18 protein-coding genes are annotated in these 18,977 nt (G+C 71.9%); 11 read left to right on the forward strand and 7 right to left on the reverse strand.

Going from position 1 to position 18,977, the window contains the following annotated elements:
* Nucleotides 1-129 precede the first annotated feature (129 nt).
* Both BJY16_RS28280 and BJY16_RS28285 read left to right on the forward strand, forming a co-directional pair.
* Complete coding sequence (locus BJY16_RS28280) at nucleotides 130-747, forward strand: TetR/AcrR family transcriptional regulator (RefSeq protein ID WP_239177593.1); 618 nt, start codon at nucleotides 130-132, stop codon at nucleotides 745-747.
* A 111-nt stretch (nucleotides 748-858) separates the two neighbouring features.
* Nucleotides 859-1,788: an oxidoreductase gene (locus tag BJY16_RS28285; protein ID WP_185042602.1), complete on the forward strand. Its 930-nt coding sequence runs from the start codon at nucleotides 859-861 to the stop codon at nucleotides 1,786-1,788.
* On the opposite strand, the gene BJY16_RS28290 is transcribed toward BJY16_RS28285, so the two are convergent.
* Nucleotides 1,776-3,791, reverse strand: a complete 2,016-nt coding sequence (locus tag BJY16_RS28290) for a SpoIIE family protein phosphatase (protein ID WP_185042603.1) — start codon at nucleotides 3,789-3,791, stop codon at nucleotides 1,776-1,778. The genes BJY16_RS28285 and BJY16_RS28290 overlap by 13 nt on opposite strands.
* 145 nt (nucleotides 3,792-3,936) lie before the next feature.
* Nucleotides 3,937-5,127: an EAL domain-containing protein gene (locus BJY16_RS28295; protein ID WP_185042604.1), complete on the reverse strand. Its 1,191-nt coding sequence runs from the start codon at nucleotides 5,125-5,127 to the stop codon at nucleotides 3,937-3,939.
* A gap of 171 nt (nucleotides 5,128-5,298) precedes the next feature.
* On the opposite strand from BJY16_RS28295, the gene nhaA reads away from it, so the two are divergent.
* Together nhaA and BJY16_RS28305 are read left to right on the forward strand one after the other, a co-directional pair.
* The gene (gene nhaA / locus BJY16_RS28300; RefSeq protein ID WP_185042605.1) at nucleotides 5,299-6,582 is read left to right on the forward strand and encodes a Na+/H+ antiporter NhaA; all 1,284 of its coding nucleotides are present in this window, start codon (nucleotides 5,299-5,301) and stop codon (nucleotides 6,580-6,582) included.
* A gap of 121 nt (nucleotides 6,583-6,703) precedes the next feature.
* Nucleotides 6,704-7,999, forward strand: a complete 1,296-nt coding sequence (locus BJY16_RS28305) for an ArsB/NhaD family transporter (RefSeq protein WP_185042606.1) — start codon at nucleotides 6,704-6,706, stop codon at nucleotides 7,997-7,999.
* Here the strand turns inward: BJY16_RS28305 and BJY16_RS28310 are convergent, their stop codons facing one another.
* Genes BJY16_RS28310 through BJY16_RS28330 form a run of 5 tightly spaced genes read right to left on the reverse strand, consistent with a single transcriptional unit; the run spans nucleotide 8,000 to nucleotide 10,502 of the window.
* Nucleotides 8,000-8,446, reverse strand: coding sequence for a CBS domain-containing protein (locus tag BJY16_RS28310; protein WP_185042607.1), 447 nt, complete (start codon nucleotides 8,444-8,446; stop codon nucleotides 8,000-8,002).
* A 44-nt stretch (nucleotides 8,447-8,490) separates the two neighbouring features.
* Nucleotides 8,491-8,721, reverse strand: coding sequence for an anti-sigma factor family protein (locus BJY16_RS28315; protein ID WP_185042608.1), 231 nt, complete (start codon nucleotides 8,719-8,721; stop codon nucleotides 8,491-8,493).
* Nucleotides 8,718-9,380, reverse strand: coding sequence for an RNA polymerase sigma factor (locus BJY16_RS28320; RefSeq protein WP_185042609.1), 663 nt, complete (start codon nucleotides 9,378-9,380; stop codon nucleotides 8,718-8,720). Before BJY16_RS28320 ends, BJY16_RS28315 begins: the two co-directional genes overlap by 4 nt.
* A 22-nt stretch (nucleotides 9,381-9,402) precedes the next feature.
* Complete coding sequence (locus BJY16_RS28325; RefSeq protein ID WP_185042610.1) at nucleotides 9,403-9,774, reverse strand: YybH family protein; 372 nt, start codon at nucleotides 9,772-9,774, stop codon at nucleotides 9,403-9,405.
* A gap of 14 nt (nucleotides 9,775-9,788) precedes the next feature.
* Nucleotides 9,789-10,502, reverse strand: coding sequence for a flavodoxin family protein (locus tag BJY16_RS28330; RefSeq protein ID WP_185042611.1), 714 nt, complete (start codon nucleotides 10,500-10,502; stop codon nucleotides 9,789-9,791).
* 270 nt (nucleotides 10,503-10,772) lie between these two features.
* Here BJY16_RS28330 and BJY16_RS28335 point away from each other — a divergent pair, with 270 nt between their 5' ends.
* The 7 genes from BJY16_RS28335 (at nucleotide 10,773) to pabB (ending at nucleotide 18,971) form a co-directional block, all read left to right on the forward strand.
* Nucleotides 10,773-11,639, forward strand: a complete 867-nt coding sequence (locus tag BJY16_RS28335) for an MEDS and STAS domain-containing protein (protein WP_185042612.1) — start codon at nucleotides 10,773-10,775, stop codon at nucleotides 11,637-11,639.
* Nucleotides 11,636-12,592 carry an anti-sigma factor RsbA family regulatory protein gene (locus tag BJY16_RS28340; RefSeq protein ID WP_239177592.1) on the forward strand — a complete coding sequence of 319 codons (957 nt, stop codon included), beginning with the start codon at nucleotides 11,636-11,638 and terminating at the stop codon, nucleotides 12,590-12,592. The genes BJY16_RS28335 and BJY16_RS28340 overlap by 4 nt, the downstream gene beginning before the upstream one ends.
* A 332-nt stretch (nucleotides 12,593-12,924) precedes the next feature.
* Nucleotides 12,925-14,346, forward strand: coding sequence for a family 43 glycosylhydrolase (locus tag BJY16_RS28345; RefSeq protein ID WP_185042613.1), 1,422 nt, complete (start codon nucleotides 12,925-12,927; stop codon nucleotides 14,344-14,346).
* Between the two features lie 50 nt (nucleotides 14,347-14,396).
* Nucleotides 14,397-15,911, forward strand: a complete 1,515-nt coding sequence (locus BJY16_RS28350; RefSeq protein WP_185042614.1) for an FAD-dependent oxidoreductase — start codon at nucleotides 14,397-14,399, stop codon at nucleotides 15,909-15,911.
* On the forward strand, nucleotides 15,908-16,039 hold the full coding sequence (locus BJY16_RS47575) for a hypothetical protein (RefSeq protein WP_260418319.1): 132 nt from the start codon (nucleotides 15,908-15,910) through the stop codon (nucleotides 16,037-16,039). The genes BJY16_RS28350 and BJY16_RS47575 overlap by 4 nt, the downstream gene beginning before the upstream one ends.
* Before the next feature lie 80 nt (nucleotides 16,040-16,119).
* The gene (locus BJY16_RS28355; RefSeq protein ID WP_185042615.1) at nucleotides 16,120-16,710 is read left to right on the forward strand and encodes an anthranilate synthase component II; all 591 of its coding nucleotides are present in this window, start codon (nucleotides 16,120-16,122) and stop codon (nucleotides 16,708-16,710) included.
* Nucleotides 16,707-18,971 (forward strand): aminodeoxychorismate synthase component I, encoded by a 2,265-nt coding sequence (pabB, locus tag BJY16_RS28360; protein WP_185042616.1) that lies wholly within the window; start codon nucleotides 16,707-16,709, stop codon nucleotides 18,969-18,971. Before BJY16_RS28355 ends, pabB begins: the two co-directional genes overlap by 4 nt.
* The last annotated feature ends 6 nt before the right edge of the window (nucleotides 18,972-18,977 follow it).

The raw sequence follows: 18,977 nt of genomic DNA on the forward strand, positions 1-18,977 counted from the left end.
GTCGTCCCGGCCGGGCGCACGGTGTTACGAGCTCGGCGCAGGCGCGGATGGGCACATGACGCAGGCGTCATCGTTCGGTAAGAACTGCTCCCGAGGGCGAAGATGGGTCAACGAGATGGGAGTCGGTCGGTGAGTGCAGCGGTGGAGCCGGGGCGGGGAGCGAGCCGCCGGCGCGGTGACGCGCTCCGGAACGCGATCTTCGACGCCGTGCTGGAGCAGTTGCGCACGGTGGGGTACGCGAAGCTGACCGTGGAGAGCGTCGCCGCGGCCAGCGGCACCGGGAAAGCGGCGATCTACCGCCGCTGGCCGGGCCGTCAGGAGCTGGTGGCCGACGCGCTGCGGCACGCGCTGCCCTCGCCCGCTGACGTGCCGCCCCACGACGACCCGCGCGACGCCGTGCTGGCGCTGCTGCGAGCGATGCGGGACGCGTTCGCGGCGACCAGCGGCGCCGCGTTCCAGGCGGTGATGGCCGAGGCCGCGTTCCTGCAGAGCATCGTCAACGACCAGGTGATCGAGCCGTGCGAGCGGAGCATCCGGGTCGTGCTGCAGGACGCCGTGGCGGCCGGCCGGCTCGGCCCGCGGGTCCGCCCGGAGCTGATCGCCCGGATCGGACCGGCGATGCTGCTGCATCACGGTCTCACCATCGGGCCGGACATCCCGGAGGAGTACCTGGTGTCGGTCGTGGACGAGGTGATCCTTCCGGTCATCGGCCCGGCTCCCTCCGGCTCGCCGGCCGGACGTGCCTGACTTCCCTCCGATCAGTCGAGCCTTGCTGGGCCGCTTCCTAGACGCTTATAGTGAACGCGCACGTTCACTATAAGCGCTCCTGCCTACGGCGACGATGGGAAGTGGATGCCGATGAGCGGCGTCAGCGAGATCCGCAACGACACGAAGAACCGGTGGACCGCCGCCGCGGTGCCCGATCAGACCGGCCGCACCGTGGTGATCACCGGGGGCAACACCGGCATCGGGTTCGAGACCGCCAAGGTGCTGGCCGAGCGGGGTGCGACCGTGGTGCTGGCCTGCCGTGACCTCACCAAGGCCGGCGACGCGGCCGGCCGGATCGGCGCGTCGGCCCGCGGCCCGGTCCGCATCCAGCACCTCGACCTGGCGTCGCAGGCCTCGGTGCGGCGGGCCGCGGCCGAGCTGCGGGAGACCTACGACAAGATCGACCTGCTGATAAACAACGCCGGTCTGATGTGGCCGCCGTTCACGCTCACCGAGGACGGGTTCGAGTCACAGTTCGCGATCAACCACCTCGGCCACTTCGCCCTCACCGGCCTGGTGCTGGACCGGATCCTGCAGACGCCCGGCGCGCGCGTCGTGACCGTCAGCAGCCTCGGGCACAAGCAGGGCCCGATCAACTTCGACGACCTGCAGTTCGCGAGGAAGTACTCGAAGAACGGCGCGTACGCGCAGTCCAAGCTGGCCAACCTGATGTTCGCGTTCGAGCTGCAGCGCCGGCTCGCCGCCAGTGGCTCCGACGCGATCTCGGTCGCCGCGCACCCGGGCGGCGCCCGGACCGACCTGCTCAAGAACATGCCGTCGATTCCGCAGAAGATCGCCATGTGGTACGCGCAGCCCGCGTCCAGCGGCGCGCTGCCCACCCTGCGCGCGGCGGCCGACCCGCACGTGCGCGGCGGCGACTACTTCGGTCCCGGCGTCATGTTCGAGACCCGCGGACACCCGAAGCTCGTGGAGTCCAACGAGGCGTCGCGCGACATCGCCGCGCAACGGCGGCTCTGGGAGATCTCCGAGGGGCTCACCGGCGTCACCTACCCGATCTGATCGGTGCCGCGCATCAGGCAGAGCAGGGCGACGTCGTCGCGGCGCGGGCGCGGACCGACCCCGGTGGCGAGGATGTGGTCGAGCACCGCAGCCGGATCACCGGCCGGGGCGGTGCGCATGGCCCGGCACAGCTCGTCGAGGCCGAGGTCGATCGGATGCCGGTGGTCCTCGACCAGCCCGTCGGTGTAGAGCAGCAGCGTCGCCGCCTCCGGCAGGGCGAAGGCGGTGTCGCGGTAGGCGTGGCCACGGGCGGCGCCCAGCGGCGGATCGACAGGCAGGGGCAGCAGGCGTACGTCGCCGGCGTCCCGTAACAACGGCAACGGATGACCGGCGGTGACCCCGGTGCCCGAGCCGTCGACCAGGTCCAGCTCCAGGTAGCAGCAACTGGCCATGGTGTCCAGGTGCAGGTCGAAGATGAACTGGTTGGCGAGGCGGATCACCGCGGACGGACGGTTGCCTTCGAGGGCGTACGCGCGCAGCGCCCCGCGGACCTGCCCCATCGCCGCGGCCGCCGCGGTGTTGTGCCCGGCGACGTCCCCGACGACCACCCCGACCACGCCGTCGCGCAGCGGGATGACGTCGTACCAGTCACCGCCGACCTCGGCGCCCCGGGTCCACGGCAGGTACCGGGTGGCGCACGCCAAGCCGTCGATCTCCGGGGTCCGCTCCGGCAGCAGCGCGTGCTGCAACTGCGAGGCGATCGACAGGTTCGTCTCGAACAGCAGCGCCCGGTGCAGCGCCTGCGCGCCGAGCGCGGCCAGCGCCGTCAGCGTCGACCGGGCGTCCTCGTCGAACTCGCGCGGCTTGTGGTAGCCGACCACCAGCGTCCCGAGCACCTCACCGGCGACGGCGAGCGGCAGGAACGCCCACGCCTGCCGCCGGCCCGCCGGCACCGTGGCGACCGCGCCGGCCTGGCTCGCCCGGAACTGGTCGACGGTGGAGACGAACCGGGCCTGCCCGGTGCGGGCCACACTCGTGGCGGGATGCGGATGGCTCAGCGGAAGCTCCTTGAGATGCAGCAGCACCTCGGGCTCGTACCCGGAGTGGTAGTGCAGGCGCAGGACGTCGGTGTCGCGGAGCAGCAGCGCCAGGCCCTCGCCGCCGATCGAGGGGCGCAGCACGGAGCCGATGGCGGCGTACACCTGCGCGGTCGTGCTCGCGGACACCAGGGCGGTCGTGACGCTCTCCAGTGCCCGGGCCCGGGCCGCGGACCGCTCGGCGCGGGCGACGCTGGCGGTCAGCTGCTGCTGCCGCATCACCTGCTCGGTGATCTCCCGGAACGACACGGCCACCGACCCGGCGCCGTCCCGGCTCATCTTGATCTCCCAAGCCTGCCCGATCGACGGGTACTCCAACTGCTGTCGCCACGGGCGCCCGGTCTCCGCGACCGCCCGGTAACGGTCGAACAGGCCATCGTCCCAGCTGTTCGGCGCGATGACACTGAGCCGCCGCCCGATGACGTCCTCGACGGTACGGCCGGTCAGTTTGGCGCCGAGCTGGTTGACGTAGTCACACACGAAGTCGACCACCTCGCCGCCGGCGTCGCGGACCGGCCGCAGCACGGTGAACCCGTCGAAGGCCGCGTCCAGCATGTCGTAGAGCCGGGCGCCACCGTCCGACTGCGGTGACACGGTCACCTGGGACAGGTCGACGAACCGGGTGATGAACCCGTCACCGTACGGCCCGGCCCGCAACTCGAAGTGCCCGGTGATGCTCTTCCGGTCGTAGTACACCGTCCGGGTGACCGGTTCACCGGTCTCCACCACCGCCCGGTAGAGCGGCAGCGTGCCGTCGTTGACCGTTTCCGGCCACAGCTCGCGGTAGCGGCGCCCGACCAGTTCCTCGCGTCGGCGGCCGACCAGCCGGCAGCCCGCCGCATTGATGTAGACCAGCGTGAAATCGACGATGACGCCCTGCTCACGCACCGATTCGGCCAGCGCCCAGCCCTGCGGGTCGGCGTCCAGCATCGCCAGCAACTGAGCGTCCGGCAACCGGTCGGTCACCAGCCCACCCCCTCGGCGCTACCGGCGGAATCAGACAGCCATCATCTCAGCACCGGGGGAGTCCGGTCGATGACCGGCCGTACCGTTGGTGTCCCGACCCGGATTTCGCAGTGCCGGTGCTCGTGCCAGAAGATGGACGCTGATGTCAGGGCTGGTTCATCCCGTCGGTGAGGCGGCCGGGGCCGAGGCGGTTGAGCAGGATACGGGCCACGCCGGCGACGGCGGGCAGGTGGTCGAGGAGGACCAGGCGTCCCGAGGTGGACTCGACGCAGAGTGCGGCGCTGCCGTGCGCGGGACCGAGAACGGCGACGGCGAACTCGTCCGGCACCGGATCGTCGAGCACGATCACCGAACGGGCGGTCGCGTCGGCCAGGAGCCCGGTGAGCGCCGGGGCATCCGTTTCAGCGGCTGACATCACGATCACCGCGTGCGGGTCGCCGGCGATCAGCTTGCGTAGTCGGTCCAGGGCGGCTGTCAGCTGGACCGCGGACCCGCTGACGATCGGACCGTGACTCGCCGCCACCTGGAACGGGGTGCCACGAGCCTGGTGGAAACCCGGACGGGCCGGCGGCACCCGGCTCGCCGCGGCGTGGTCGAACCGATGGGTCACCTGCCCGATCGGCGCCGGCCGGCCGAACAACCAGCCCTGTCCCCATCGCGCCCCCATGCGACGGGCGGTGACCAGGTCGTCCTCGGTCTCGATGCCCTCCGCCAGGACCACTGCCCCGGTACGCCGGGCCTCCGCCGCCACCGCGGTGCACACCGACCGGGTGTGCTCGGTGTCCGGCTCGCGCAGCAGGCTCATGTCCAGCTTGATCACCTCCGGCTCCAGCACCGGAAGGAAGGCCAGCGACATCGGGTCGACCCCGACATCGTCCAGGGCGATGCCGTTGCCGAACTGGTGCACGATGCCGGCGAGGTGCACGAGGACTCCCGGCGAGGTGGGAAGCGCCCGTTCGGTGTACTCGAGGATGTAGCGGAACGGCAGGCCGTTGCCCACCATGGCGATGACGCGCGACGAGACCGGCTGGTCCAGCACGGCCGGTTCGGCGTTGATGAACAGCAGCGGCGGCGGTGCGGAGGCGGCGACCGTGCATTCCAGCGCCCGTTCGAAGCACAGCATGTCCAGCTCGGCGAGCAGTCCGGCCTCCCGAGCGGCGGCGAACAGCCGGTCCGGGAACTCCAGTTCGGTGCCGGCCGGTCCCCGGGCGAGTGCCTCCAGCCCCACCACGAGCCCGCTGGACAGGTCGACGATCGGCTGGAACAGCGGGGTGACCATCCGGTCCCGCAGCACGTCGGCGATGGCTGCGATGCCCCGCGCGTGAATGGTCGGCATCGCCTCACCCTTCCGTCGGCACACTCCTCTGGTCTATCGGTCACCAGCGGTCATTACTGAACGCGAAGCGTCCCGGGTCTGGTGGTGCAGCCGGTCCGGTAGGGTGGGACCAGGTGCGCCGGGAAGTCTGGTCGGCAAGATGATCAACCGACCCCTGATTGGGAGACGCCCGTGCGTGACGCCCCCGGTTCGACCCCACCCGTGCTCGGCCTCGGCTCCTGGGCCGAGGCCCGGCGGATCGCCGACGTCCTGCGCAAGGAGACCGTCGGCGGCATGCTGCTGCTGGCCGGGGCGCTGGCCGCGCTGGTCTGGGCCAACTCGCCCTGGTCCGGCCTCTACCACCGGCTGACCGGCGTGATCGTGGGTCCCGGCGCGCTGCACCTGGACCTGTCGCTGGCCACCTGGGCGGCCGACGGCCTGCTGGCGATCTTCTTCTTCGTCGCCGGGCTCGAGCTCAAACGCGAGTTCGTCGCCGGTGACCTGCGCGATCCGCGCCGCGCCGCGGTCCCGGTCGCCGCCGCCGTCGGCGGGGTGATCGTCCCCGCGCTCTGCTACCTGATGGTCAACGCCGGCGGCGCGACCAAGGGCTGGGCGATCCCGACAGCGACCGACATCGCGTTCGCGCTGGCCGTTCTGGCGGTCGTCGGGCGCAGCCTGCCGACCGCGCTGCGAACCTTCCTGCTGACCCTCGCCGTGGTCGACGACCTGCTCGCCATCGTGATCATCGCGGTGTTCTACACCGCGCACCTGTCGGTGCTGCCGCTGCTGGCGGCGCTGGTGCCGCTGGCCGCGTTCGCGTTGCTGGTGCAGCGCCGGGTGCGCTCGTGGTGGCTGCTGCTGCCGCTGGCGTTCGCCACCTGGGCGCTGGTGCACGCCTCCGGTGTGCACGCGACCGTCGCCGGGGTGCTGCTCGGCTTCGCGGTGCCGGTCCGGAAATCCGCCGACGGGACCGGCGCCGGCCTGGCCGAGCACTTCGAGCACCGCTTCCGGCCGCTGTCGGCCGGGGTCGCGGTGCCGGTCTTCGCCTTCATGTCCGCCGGGGTGACGATCGGCGGGCTCGCCGGGCTGGGCTCGGCGCTCAGCGACACGGCCGCGGTCGGTGTCATGCTCGGCCTGGTGGTCGGGAAACCGGTCGGCATCCTGCTGGCCACCTGGCTCACCGCCCGCTTCACCCGGGCGTCCATCGACGCGGGTCTGGCCTGGATCGACGTCGCCGGGCTGGCGGTGCTGAGCGGGATCGGGTTCACCGTGTCCCTGCTGATCGGCGAGCTCGCGTTCGGCGTCGGCAGCGACCGGGACGCCCACGTCAAGATCGCCGTGCTGGCCGGTTCGCTGGCGGCCGCGGTCCTCGCCACGGTCGTGCTGCGGCTGCGCAACCGCACCTACCGGAGCCTGCACGAGGCCGAGCGGGTCGACCGGGACGGCGACGCGATCCCCGACGTCTATCAGCGGTGACGCGGGCTGGTCTGCCGCGCCTGTCGAGACGGGGGATCCGGCGCTGATAGGTTGATCCACGGTGTGCCGGGAAGTCTGGTCGGCGAGGTGTCGCAGGCTGACCAGGATCGGGGAACCACACGTGAGCGTCATCGCCTGGACCGCCGTCGTGGTGTTCGTCGCCGCCTACGTCCTGATCGCCACCGAGAAGCTGAACCGGGTCACCGTCGCCCTCGGCGGCGCGGCGATCATGCTGGCGGTCGGCGCCACCGACGCCGAGCACGCGTTCTTCTCCGAGGAAGCCGGCATCGACTGGAATGTCATCTTCCTGCTGCTCGGCATGATGCTGATCGTCGGCGTGCTGAAACGCACCGGCGTGTTCGAGTACGTGGCGATCTGGTCCGCGAAGAAGGCCCGCGCCCGCCCGTTCCCGATCATGGTCATCCTGATCGTGGTGACCGGGCTGGTGTCGGGGGCGCTGGACAACGTCACGACGGTGCTGCTGGTCGCGCCGGTGACGCTGCTGGTCTGCGACCGGCTCGGGGTGCCGCCGGTGCCGTTCCTGCTCGCCGAGGTGTTCGCCTCCAACATCGGCGGGACCGGCACGCTGGTCGGCGACCCGCCGAACATCATCATCGCCAGCCGGTCCGGGCTGACCTTCAACGACTTCCTGGTCGTGCTCGGCCCGTTCGTGCTGCTCGTCCTGGTCGTGCTGGTGCTGCTCTGCCGGATCCTGTTCCGCGAGGCGTTCCGGTACGACCCGGACCGCACCGCGCAGATCATGGCGCTGCGCGAACGCGACGCGATCCGCGATCCGCGGCTGCTGGTGATCAGTCTCGGCGTGCTGGCCGTGGTGCTGGTCGCCTTCGTCCTGCACCCGGTGCTCGGCCTGGAACCGTCCGTGGTGGCCCTGCTGGGCGGCCTGCTGCTGCTGGCGCTGTCCCGGCTGGACGCCACCGAGGTGGCCCAGGACGTCGAGTGGCCGACCCTGGTGTTCTTCGCCGGCCTGTTCGTGATGGTCGGCGGGCTGGTCGCGACCGGGGTGATCGACGAGATCGCGCAGGCGGCGGCCACCGCCGTCGAGGGCAAGCTGTGGCCGGCCACGATGCTGCTGCTGTGGGCCTCGGCCGCGCTGTCGGCGATCGTCGACAACATCCCGTACGTGGCGACGATGAGCCCGATCGTCGCCGAGCTGGTGAACGCCGAGGGCGGCCTCGGACACGCCCAGGTGCTGTGGTGGGCCCTGGCCATCGGCGCCGACTTCGGCGGCAACGCCACCGCCGTCGGCGCGTCGGCGAACGTGGTGGTGCTCGGCATCGCCGCCCGCGCCGGTCACAAGATCACATTCTGGGAGTTCACCAAGTACGGGCTGATCGTCACCGTGATCACCGTGGCGCTCGCGGTGCCGTACCTCTGGTTGCGGTTCTTCGCCCTGTGATCAGGTCCCGAGGATCCGGTCCAGCAGCCCGTCCAGGGTGATCACCCCGGTCATCACCGTCGCCCTGTCGACGACCGCGACGAGTGGCACGTTCGAGCGGGCCATCACCGCGGCCACCTCCAGCAGGGTGGCGTCACCGCTGACCGCGGGCAGCTCCGGGCGGTGCTGGGGGAGCAGGTCGGCGACGGTGCGCTCGCCGATGCCGGCGAGGATGACGTCCGCGTCGGCCTCGCCGATCACCCTGGCCAGCGCGGGATCGTCCTGGATGTAGGACGGCAGGGCCATCCGCAGCACCTGGGTGCCGGCCAGCACGGTCACCGGCCGGCCCTCGGCGTCGGCCACCACCAGGCCGGGCAGGTCCTGGGAGGCCAGCAGGCGGGCGGCGTCGCGGGCGGGCGTCTGCTCGGTCACGGTGTCCATCTCGATGGACACGTCGGCGGCGCGCATGAGATCGACCCTACGCCGGCATCTCACCGGCGCGCGGGGCCGGCTCAGCCGGCCGGCCAGTCCCGGAACGCCGCCAGCAGCCGGTCCCGGGCGTCGGCCGCCAGCCCCTGCTCGGGCAGCTGACCCAGCGCGGCGACCGTGGTCCGGATCTGTTCCAGGTACCGGTCGCAGCCGTCGCACTCGGTCAGGTGCTCGGCGAAGCGCTGCTCGACCGCCGGCTCCAGCGCGCCGTCCAGGTAGGCGGTGACCAGCTCCACGAACTCGTCGCAGTTCACGACCTCGCCTCCTCGGCCCAGCGCCGCTCCAGGGCGGCCCGCAGCGCGGCCCGGCCCCGGTGCAGCAGCACCCGCTGGTTGGCCGCGCTGATCGACAGCAACTCGCAGACCTCGTCGCCGCTGTGCCCGGTGACGTCGCGCAGGGTGACCACCACGCGCTGGCGGGCGGGCAGACCGGCCAGCGCGGCCGCCAGTTCGCGGCGGGTCTCGGCGGCGACCGCGCCGTCCTCCGGCGACGGCCAGGCCGGCGGCGAGCTGTGCCAATGCCCGGGGTACGGGTCGCCGGCACCCCGGAACCGGGCGGGGTCGACGGTCGGCCCGTGGTCGTCGCCGGTCGTACCGAGGTCACCCACCGGCACGGTGCGCGCGTCGCGTACCCCTCGGGTCCTGGCCTTGTTGATCAGAATCCGGTAGACCCAGGTACGCAGTGACGACCGCGCCTCGAACCGGTCGACGCCGCGCAGCACGCCGAGCCACGTCTCCTGCACCACGTCGTGGGCGCTGTGCTCGTCGGCCACGTAGGCCCGGGCGGCCCGCAGCATGCCCGGCGACCACGCGTCGATGAGCTCGGCGAACATGGTCTCGTCCCGGGCCCGCAGCCGCGCCACGATGACGACGTCACCGGGCAGCGCGCTGTCGGAGGGTGCGGTCTCGACCACCACCGCACTCTACGGCGTTCCGTCACGCTCCCCAGGGGTCGTCGATGAGCAGGCCCCAGGTGCCGTCCGGCCGGCGGCGCAGGACGTCCGCGCTGGTGCCGCTGAGCCGCAGCGGCGTGCCGTCGGGCCCGGTGCCGTCAAGCGTCCAGGCGTTGAGAACGGTGGCCACCCCGCCGGCCTCCACGACCTTGCGGATGTCCGGGGTGAGGGTGGGGCGCAGGGCGGCGAACCCGGCCAGCGCCGACCGGATCTGATCGGTGCCGCGCAACGGGGCCGCGCCGGGCTCCGGGATGAACGCGGCGTCCGGCTCGTAGAGGGCGACGGCGTCCTCGACCCGGCCGTCATGCAGGGCGGCGGCGAACTCGGTGATCACGTCGGCAGGCGTACTGGGCATGGTGGTCTCTCCGTTCAGCGGTATTCGGGGTTGGCGAAGTCGAAGCGGCACCCGGCGTCCCATTCGCTGCGCTGGTTGCCGTGCGCCGGGATGCCGCCGGCGTCCTTGAGCATCCGGGCCAGGTGCAGCAGGTTCCAGGTCATGAAGGTGGTGTTGCGGTTGGTGAAGTCGTTCTGCGGGCCGCCGGAGCCCGGGTCGAGGTAGGAGGGCCCGGGCCCGGCCTCGCCGATCCATCCGGCGTCGGCCTGCGGCGGGATCGTGTAGCCCAGGTGCTGCAGGCTGTAGAGGACGTTCTGCGCGCAATGCTTGACGCCGTCCTCGTTGCCGGTGATCAGGCACCCGCCGACCCGGCCGTAATAGGCGTACTGGCCGGAGTCGTTGAGCAGGTGCGAGCAGGCGTAGAGCCGCTCGATGACCTTCTTGGTGATCGACGAGTTGTCGCCCAGCCAGATCGGCCCGGCGACGACCAGGACGTCGGCCGGCAGCACGTGGTCCTGGTACAGCGCGGGCCAGGCGTCGGAGGCCCAGCCGTGCTCGGTCATGTCGGGCCACACCCCGGTGGCGATGTCGTGGTCGACGGCCCGCAGCACCTCGACCCGCACGCCCTGCTTCTCCATGATCGTCCGGCTGAGGTCGATCAGCCCGCCGGTGTGCGTGACTTCCGGGGACCGTTTCAGGGTGCAGTTGATGAACAGGGCGCGCAGGTCGTCGTAGCGGGTGTCGGGCATCGCTCCTCCTCGGTCTCTGTCCGGTAGTCCCGGGCGGCCCGCGTGGCGTTACACCCTCGCGCCGATCGCATCTCCGGCCGGCCCGGTTTGCGCTCGCGACGCGCGACCCAGATCAAGATCCGTTGGTGGTACGCCGTGATCCGCCGCCGTGCCTGCCCTCCGTGATTCCCAGCTCGGAGGTCTATCCTCTGGGCAGTGCAGCGCGACCCGCGTGCCGGCGGCCCACCAGGCCGGCGGCTTGCATATCGATCCGACGGCTGCGGGGACGACATGGCGACCACTCTGTTCGACCGGCTCCGGCCCGGCGACCATGTCTGCCTGATCGGTGACGACGACGTGCTGCAGGCCCGGGGGATCGCCCAGTACATCCGGGCCGGCCTGCGCGAACGTCAGCGCGTGGTGTTCTACGGCGACCGGACCGGCCTGCTCGACCAGGAGCTGGCCGCCGCGGGGGTGGACACCGGCGACGCCTGCGGGTCCGGGCAGTTGCAGATCATCTCGCCCGGCGAGTCGTACCTGGCGTCCGGCCGGTTCGACCCGGACGCGACCATCGCGGCCTGGCGCACCGAGGAGGCGATCACCCGGGCCGCCGGTTTCGACGGCCTCCGGGTCGGCGGCGACATGGGCTGGGCGGCCCGCCCGGTTCCCGGCGCCGATCTGCTGGGTCATTACGAGGCCCAGGTCAACCGGGTCTTCGCCGACGGGTTCGTGACCGCGGTCTGCTTCTACGACCGGCGGCTGTTCCCGCACGCGGAGCTGCGGCACCTGTCCTGCGCCCACCCGGCGACCGCGACCGCCGGCCCGGAGCCGGACACCGCGCCGCAGCTGAGGATGCTGCGTACGGTGGATCCGCCGGGCATCCGGCTGTCCGGTGAGGCCGACCTGGCCAACCGGGCCGCGCTGAGCGCGGTCATGCGGGCGCTGGCCGACGACACCCCCGACGGTTCCGGTCCGCTGACCGTCGACGTGCACGAGCTTCGGTACGCGGACGCGTCCGCCGCACGGTTCCTCATGTACCCGGCCGTCCACGCCGGACGGCCGCTGCGCGTGGTCGGCTGCTCGCGCGCGTTGCGCCGGATGTTGACCTTGCAGGGATCGGATGGCGTCCCGGGGCTCCTCGTGGAGACGGACCGGTGACCGTCGACCTCACCGCGGCCGGATCCTCCCTCGACCATCAGGCACTGTTCTACGCCGATCCCGACGAGTACCTGATGGTCATCGATGCTTTCGTCCGCGCGGCGGCGGCTTCGGGCAGCGCGGTGCTGGTGGCCGTACCGGGAAAGAAGCTGGTCCGGCTGCAGGAGGCCCTGGCCGAGCTGGGGGACGCGGTCCGGTTCACCGACCTGGCGGTCGCCGGCCGCAACCCGGGCCGGATCCTGCCCGATGTGCTCGCCTTCGCCGACGCGCAGCGCGGGCGCCGGGTGGCGATCGTGGGGGAGCCGGTCTGGCCCGGCCGCAGCGACCTCGAACTCGCGGTGTGCGCCCAGCACGAAGCGCTGGTCAACGCCGCTTTCGCCGGGCGCGACGCCACGATCCTGTGCCCCTACGACGCCGGCGTCCTGCAGGAGGCGCAGCTGCGCGACGCCCGGCACGCCCACCCGGTGCTGATCACCGGCGGGGTGCGCCGGCCGAGCCCGTTCTACACCGACGCGGTGACGGCGGCCGCCGCGTTCAACCGCCCGTTGCCGGTGATCCCGGCGTGGGCCGCGGTCCTCACCTTCGCCACCGTCGCGGAGCTGTCCGCCGTCCGCGGTTTCGTCGGCCGGCAGGCCGCGGCCGCCGACCTGGCCCCCGACGCCGCCGAGGACCTGGTCGCCGCGGTCAACGAGCTGGCCGAGAACACCATCCTGCACACCGGCGCGGGCGGCACCCTCTCGGTGTGGCCGGAGGACGGCCGCCTGGTCTGCCAGGTCGACGACACCGGCCACCTCACCGATCCGCTCGCCGGCCGCATCCCGCGCCTGCCGACCAGCGAGGGCGGCCGCGGCCTGCTGCTCGCCAACCAGCTGTGCGACCTGGTGCGCATCCACACCACCCCGGCCGGCACCAGCATCCGCCTGCACATGAACTCCGGCGCCGCCGTCCAGTGACCGGCCGGCCGTTCTTCGCGACCATGCCCTGGCCCGGGCGGTCCTGAGCCCTCGCGATCAGCGGCGCGGCCGGTCTCCGCGCTCCACCGAGGCCGGCCGTAGCGGCAGTCTCGCTCCTCGACGCGGATGCCGGGTCCGTCTGGCGCGATGCCTTCTTCGCCTCGCGAGGAAGTCGCCGGTCAGCTGACCGGCCTCTGACGCGGCATCCTGAGGCAGCGAATCCGGGATAGCCTCCTAGGATGGCTCAGAGGTGGTGATGTGTGCACATGACTTGACAGAAGTCCACAAGAAACGATCATGATGGGACATCCACCAAGCTCAGTGGAGGGCCCATGTCACCGTCCCGTGCCCACCGCGGCCGCCTCGCGGCCGCCATCACCGCCGCTCTGACCCTGACCGCCGGCCTGCTCACCGCCTCGGTCGCCGAAGCCGCCCCGATCACCCCGCCAGCCCAGCCAGTCCAAGCAGTCCCAGCGGCCGCGCCGGCCGCCGGCCCGGTCATCGATGAGAACTTCGCCGACCCGGACGTCATGAAGGTCGGCCGCACCTACTACGCCTACGCCACCAACAGCGACGGCCGGCACATTAAGTGGGCCACCTCCACCGACCTGACCCAGTGGACGGTGCAGGCCGGCGACGCCCTGCCGACGCTGGGCGCCTGGGCCGACCCGGACTGGACGTTCCCGGCCGGCGGCGCCGGTGACCACGGTGTCTGGGCGCCGGAGGTGTTCGCGACCGGGCCGAAGAGCTTCGTCATGTGGTACGTCGCGCACGACCGCGCCTCCGGCAAGCAGTGCATCGGCGCCGCCACCGCCACCGCGCCGGGCGGCCCGTTCGTGCCGCGGGACACCGCGCTGGTCTGCACCCCGGAGACCGGCGGGGCGATCGACGCGTCGTCGTACCTCGAGAACGGCCGCCGCTACATCTTGTGGAAGAACGACGGCAACTGCTGCGCCCAGGACACCTGGATCCACCTGCAGCAGGTGAGTTCGGACGGGCTGCGCCGGGTCGGCGCGGAGACGCAGCTGATCAAGCAGAACAAGCCGTTCGAGGGGATCCTGGTCGAGGCGCCGACGCTGTGGAAGCACGGCACGACGTACGTGCTGTTCTACTCGGCGAACTTCTTCGGCAACGGCAGCTACCTGAGCAGCTATGCGACGTCGACCAGCCTGCGCGGGCCGTACACGAAATCGGAGGTGCCGCTGATGACCACGGATGCCTTCGCCGGGGCGGTGCGCGGGCCGGGTGGGCAGGACATCGTCGTCGGGCCGGACGGGCAGGACCGGATCATCTTCCACGGCTGGGACCCGAGCTTCACCTACCGGGCGGTCTACGAGCGGCGCCTGGACTGGCGGGGGAGCCGGCCGATCGTGCAAGGCGCCAAGATCCGCTACGAGGCGGAGGACGCCGACTTCACCCGGGCCAACGCCCGGTACGCGGTCGGCGGTGCCAGCAACGGCGTCGTGGTCGGCGGCATCGACTTCGCCGACAGCCGGGTCACGTTCCGCGTCTTCGTGCCGCGGGCCGGCACCTACCGGCTGTTCACCCGGTTCGCCAACGGCTCGGACGCCGGCGCGGCCAGTCACACGCTCGTCGTCAACGGCGCCGCCGACGGCACTGTGGACTACCCGCGCACCGGCTGGGACAACTGGCAGGTGGTGGAGCGCGACGTGACGCTCAAGGCCGGCACCAACACTATTTCGTACGGTAAGGGGCTGAATTACGCGGAGCTGGACGCGATCGACGTCGCCTGATCAGTCGGCGGCGTGGTTTACCCAGGTCCACCTGGGGTAGTCGCCGCGCCATGCTTCCGGGTACGCAGGAGTCCTACTGGATCGAGTCCACCACGCCGACCGCCTATCCGCGGCTGGACGGCGATCTCGACACCGACGTGGTGGTGATCGGCGGCGGTATCGCCGGGCTGTGCACGGCCTGGGAGCTCACCCAGGCCGGGCACCGCGTCGCGCTGGTCGAGGCGGACCGGATCGCGACCGGCGTCACCGGCTACACCACGGCGAAGCTGTCGGTGCTGCACACGCTGATCTACGACCAGCTGCGTTCCTCGTTCGACCAGGTGCGCGCGCAGCAGTACGCCCGGTCGCAGCAGGCCGCGGTGGAGCGGGTCGTCGAGGTCGCCGGGCTGCTCGGCGTCGACTGTGATCTGGAGCGGGTGCCCGCCTACACCTGGGCCGAGTCGGACGACACCGTGGCGAAGGTGCGCGCCGAGGCGGACGCGGCGGCCGCGGCCGGGCTGCCGGCCGCCTTCGTCACCGCGACCGGGCTGCCGTTCCCGGTGGCCGGCGCGGTCCGGGTGGACGGGCAGGCCCAGTTCCACCCGCGCAAGTATCTGCTGGCGCTGGCCGAGGACCTGGTCCGGCGGGGTGGGCGGATCTTCGAGCGGACCCGGGCGACCGATCTGGGCGAGGGGGAGACCTGCACGGTCAGCACCGAGGCCGGGCACGCGGTGACCGCGCGGCACGTGGTGATCGCCACGCACTATCCGATCTTCGACCGGGCGTTGCTCTTCTCCCGCCTGGAGCCGCGTCGCGAGCTGGTGGTCGCCGCCGTGATCCCGGCCGAGCAGGATCCGCAGGGGACGTTCATCACCCCGGATGACAACACCCGTTCGGTACGCACCGCGCCCTACCGTGCCGGCGAACGTCTGCTGATCGTCACCGGCGAGCATTTCACCCCGGGCTCCGGGGATGCCGCCGAGCAGTGGCAGAAGCTGGCCGACTGGACCGTGCGGCGGTTCCCGGACGCGCGGATCGTCTACCGCTGGGCGACGCAGGACAACAGCACCACCGACCGGGTGCCGTTCATCGGCCGGTTCCATCCGGGCGCCGACAACGTGTGGGTGGCCACCGGGTTCGGTGGCTGGGGGATGAGTTCCGGGGTGCTCTCCGGTCAGCTGCTGGCCGCGCTGATCAGCGGCGACGCACCGGAGTGGGCGGGGCTCTACGATCCGCGCCGGCTCGGTCTGCTGCGCGAGGCGGGTTCGATGCTGAAGTTGCAGGCCGGGGTCGCCGGGCACTTCGTCGGTGACCGGGTCCGTTCGTCGCACGTGGATTCGATCGACGACATCGCCCCGGGCAGCGGCGCGATCGTCCGGATCCGCGGGCAGCAGTGCGCCGCGTTCCGGGACGCGGCCGGCGAGGTCCATGCCCGGTCGGCCCGGTGCACGCATCTGGGCTGCATCGTCAGCTTCAACGAGGCGGAGACCGCCTGGGAGTGCCCGTGTCACGGGTCGCGCTTCGACGTCGACGGCGCGGTCCTGCAGGGTCCGGCGATCAGCCCGTTGCCACCGTTCGAGCAGTGATCGCTGACCTGGTGAAGACCGTGCGGGCCGGGCAGATCGACCCGGCCGGCACCGGGCCCGTCGCCGCCGTGCACTGGGATCGCGGCCCCGCAGCCCGATGCGCCGTGACGGCGTCGCACTGTTCCTGACCAGCGACCTGCCGCCATTCACGACCGGCACCTACCTACCGGTCGACGGCGGCTTCACCACGTCGTAGAGGGTGTACGGCATGCGGTCCAAGCTCCTGGTCATCGACAACTACGACTCGTTCACCTTCAACCTGGTCCAGATGTTCCAGCGCTACGAGCTGGAGATCGCGGTGGTCCGCGCCGACGAGCTGCCGGTCGACGACGTCGCGCGCGAACGGCCGGACTATGTGCTGGTCAGCCCGGGCCCCGGCAGCCCGGGCGCGGCCGGCATCTCCACCGAGCTGATCCGCCGCTACCACGGCACGATCCCGATCCTCGGCGTCTGCCTGGGCATGCAGTGCATCAACGAGGCGTTCGGCGGCCGCACGGTGCACGCGCCGGTGCCGATGCACGGCAAGACCAGCGCCGTGCACCACGACGGGACCGGCCTGTTCGCCGGGGTGCCCGAGCCGGTCACGGTGGCCCGCTACCACTCCCTCGCCACCACCGGCATCAGCGCGGAGCTGACGGTCAACGCGCGCACCGCCGACGGCGTGCCGATGGGCCTGCAGCACGTGCGCGAGCCGCTGTTCGGCGTGCAGTTCCACCCGGAGAGCTTCCTCACCGAGCACGGGTTCACCATGATCGAGAACTTTTTGCGTACGGGTCCGTCGAAGGGAGCGCGCACGTGACCACCGACCCGCTGTCGTCGCTGCGCCGGGTGACCGGGGTGCACGCCGAACCGATCGCACTGGCCGAACCGTTCGTCGAGGTGGCCCGCCGCTTCGCCGCCGAGCCCGGCACCGTCGCCCTGCTCAGCGGCGGGACGCTGGACTGCGCCCGGTTCCACATCCTCGGCGTACGTCCGTGGCTGTCGCTCAGCGGGCAGCGCACCCGGACCACCGTGGTCGACGGCGGCCGGCGCGTCGAGCTGGCCGCCGACCCGCTCACGGCGCTGCGCCAGGTGCTGCGGCACTGCGCCCTGCCGGCGCCGGCGGCGACGCTGCCGCTGTCCAGCGGACTGCTCGGCTACCTGGCCTACGACCTGAAGGACTGCCTGGAGCAGCTGCCCCGGACCAGCGTCGACGATCTCGGGCTGCCGCTGATGCACCTCGTCGCGCCGACCGTCCTGCTGATCCAGGACCGGGTCACCGGGACGACGACGCTGCTCGCGATGCGGGTGGACGGCGACGACACCGCGATGCGCCGGAGCGTCGCGGAAGTCAAGGCGGCGCTCAGCGCGCCGGCCACGCCCCGCGCGGGGCAGGCGGAGCCGACCGGGCGGTCCGTGTCGGCGTTCTCCCGCGACGAGTACCTGGCCGCGGTCGAGGCGATCCGCCGGTACATCGTCGACGGCGACGTCTACCAGGTGAACATGTCGCAGCGCTTCCGGACGCCGTTCACCGGTGACCCGTTCGACTGCTTCGCCGCCATGTTCGCCGAGAACCCGGCCCCGTTCTTCGCCTACGTCAACGCCGGCGACCACCAGATCGTCTCGACCTCCCCGGAACGCTTCATCGCGCTGCGCGACGGCACGGTGGAGACCCGGCCGATCAAGGGGACCCGGCCGCGCGGGGCGACCCCGGAGCAGGACGAGGCGCTGCGGGCCGAGCTGCGGGCGAGCACCAAGGACGACGCCGAACTGTCGATGATCGTCGACCTGCTGCGCAACGACATCGGCAAGGTGTGCGCGCCCGGCACGGTGCGGGTGGCCGACCACAAGCGGCTGGAGACCTACCGCAACGTCCACCACCTGGTGTCGACCGTGACCGGCGAACTCGCGGCCGGCCGGGACGCCGTCGATCTGCTCCGGGCCACCTTCCCCGGCGGCTCGGTCACCGGCTGCCCGAAGATCCGGGCGATGGAGGTGATCGACGAGCTGGAACCGGTCCGGCGGCATCTCTACACCGGCAGCATCGGCTACCTCGGCTTCGACGGCTCGATGGACCTGTCGATCGCGATCCGCACGGCGACGTTCACCGGCGGCAGCGCGGTCTTCTCCGTCGGCGGCGGCATCGTCTACGACTCGGACGCCGCCAGCGAGTACGACGAGACCCTGCACAAGGGGCGGACGCTGATGAACGCGCTGCACGCGGCGACCGGCGAGGCCCGGGACGCGGCCACGGTGTGGCAGGACGGGATCTTCAAGCCGGGCAGCGCGGCCACGGTGCCGGTCGACAGCGAGGGGCTGGCGTACGGGTTCGGGTTCTTCGAGACGCTGCGCGTGCGCGCCGGCCGGCCGGTCCTGCTCGACGCCCACCTGCGGCGCTTCGACATCGCGTGGCGGGAGCTGTTCGGCGGCACGCCACCGGACGTCACCTGGGCCGACGTGATCGCCCGGCTGGTGCGGCGCAACGGGCTGTCGCACGTCGACGCGGTGGTCAAGCTGATGGCCGCCGCCGGCAACCCGACCGGCGGGCGGCTGTCCCCGGTGCTGTTCGCCAGCGCCAAGCCGTACACGCCGCGTCCGGTCCTGAGCGCGCAGCCCGGGCTGCGGCTGCTCACCTACCCGCACCGCCGGGAGACCCACCTGGCCGGGCACAAGACGCTCAACTACCTGCACTACCGGCTGGCCGGCGCCTGGGCCGCCCGGCACGGCGCCGACGAAGCGCTGATCCTCAACGCCGACGGCTCGGTGTCGGAGACCAACACCGCGACCGTGTGCTGCATGGCCGGCGACACCGCGATCTTCCCCACCTCCCAGCACGCCCTGCCCGGCACGATGGCCGCCGAGGTGGAACGCCTGCTGCGGGGCTGGGGCTACCCGGTCGAGCACCGCCGTCTCACCGTCGCGGACCTGCTGGCCGCCGACCACGTCTTCGTCACCAACTCGGTGATGGGCGCGGTCCCCGTCCTGGCCCTCGACGGCGAGCCGCTGACCTACGACCCCGCCCTCTGCGAGAAGCTGACCCAATCCATCTTCGACAGCACCGCCCCGACCCACTTGCCATGATCAATT

Origin of the sequence: Actinoplanes octamycinicus, from assembly GCF_014205225.1 — a bacterium.
Lineage (GTDB): Bacteria > Actinomycetota > Actinomycetes > Mycobacteriales > Micromonosporaceae > Actinoplanes > Actinoplanes octamycinicus.

Coding starts and splice junctions, on each gene's coding strand:
- BJY16_RS28325 (WP_185042610.1), bottom strand. CDS start 9,774: ATGCCCAGTACGCCTGCCGACGTGATCACCGAGTTCGCCGCCGCCCTG.
- BJY16_RS28355 (WP_185042615.1), top strand. CDS start 16,120: ATGCGGTCCAAGCTCCTGGTCATCGACAACTACGACTCGTTCACCTTC.
- BJY16_RS28345 (WP_185042613.1), top strand. CDS start 12,925: ATGTCACCGTCCCGTGCCCACCGCGGCCGCCTCGCGGCCGCCATCACC.
- BJY16_RS28310 (WP_185042607.1), bottom strand. CDS start 8,446: ATGCGCGCCGCCGACGTGTCCATCGAGATGGACACCGTGACCGAGCAG.
- BJY16_RS28285 (WP_185042602.1), top strand. CDS start 859: ATGAGCGGCGTCAGCGAGATCCGCAACGACACGAAGAACCGGTGGACC.
- BJY16_RS28330 (WP_185042611.1), bottom strand. CDS start 10,502: ATGCCCGACACCCGCTACGACGACCTGCGCGCCCTGTTCATCAACTGC.
- BJY16_RS28295 (WP_185042604.1), bottom strand. CDS start 5,127: ATGCCGACCATTCACGCGCGGGGCATCGCAGCCATCGCCGACGTGCTG.
- BJY16_RS28350 (WP_185042614.1), top strand. CDS start 14,397: ATGCTTCCGGGTACGCAGGAGTCCTACTGGATCGAGTCCACCACGCCG.
- BJY16_RS28335 (WP_185042612.1), top strand. CDS start 10,773: ATGGCGACCACTCTGTTCGACCGGCTCCGGCCCGGCGACCATGTCTGC.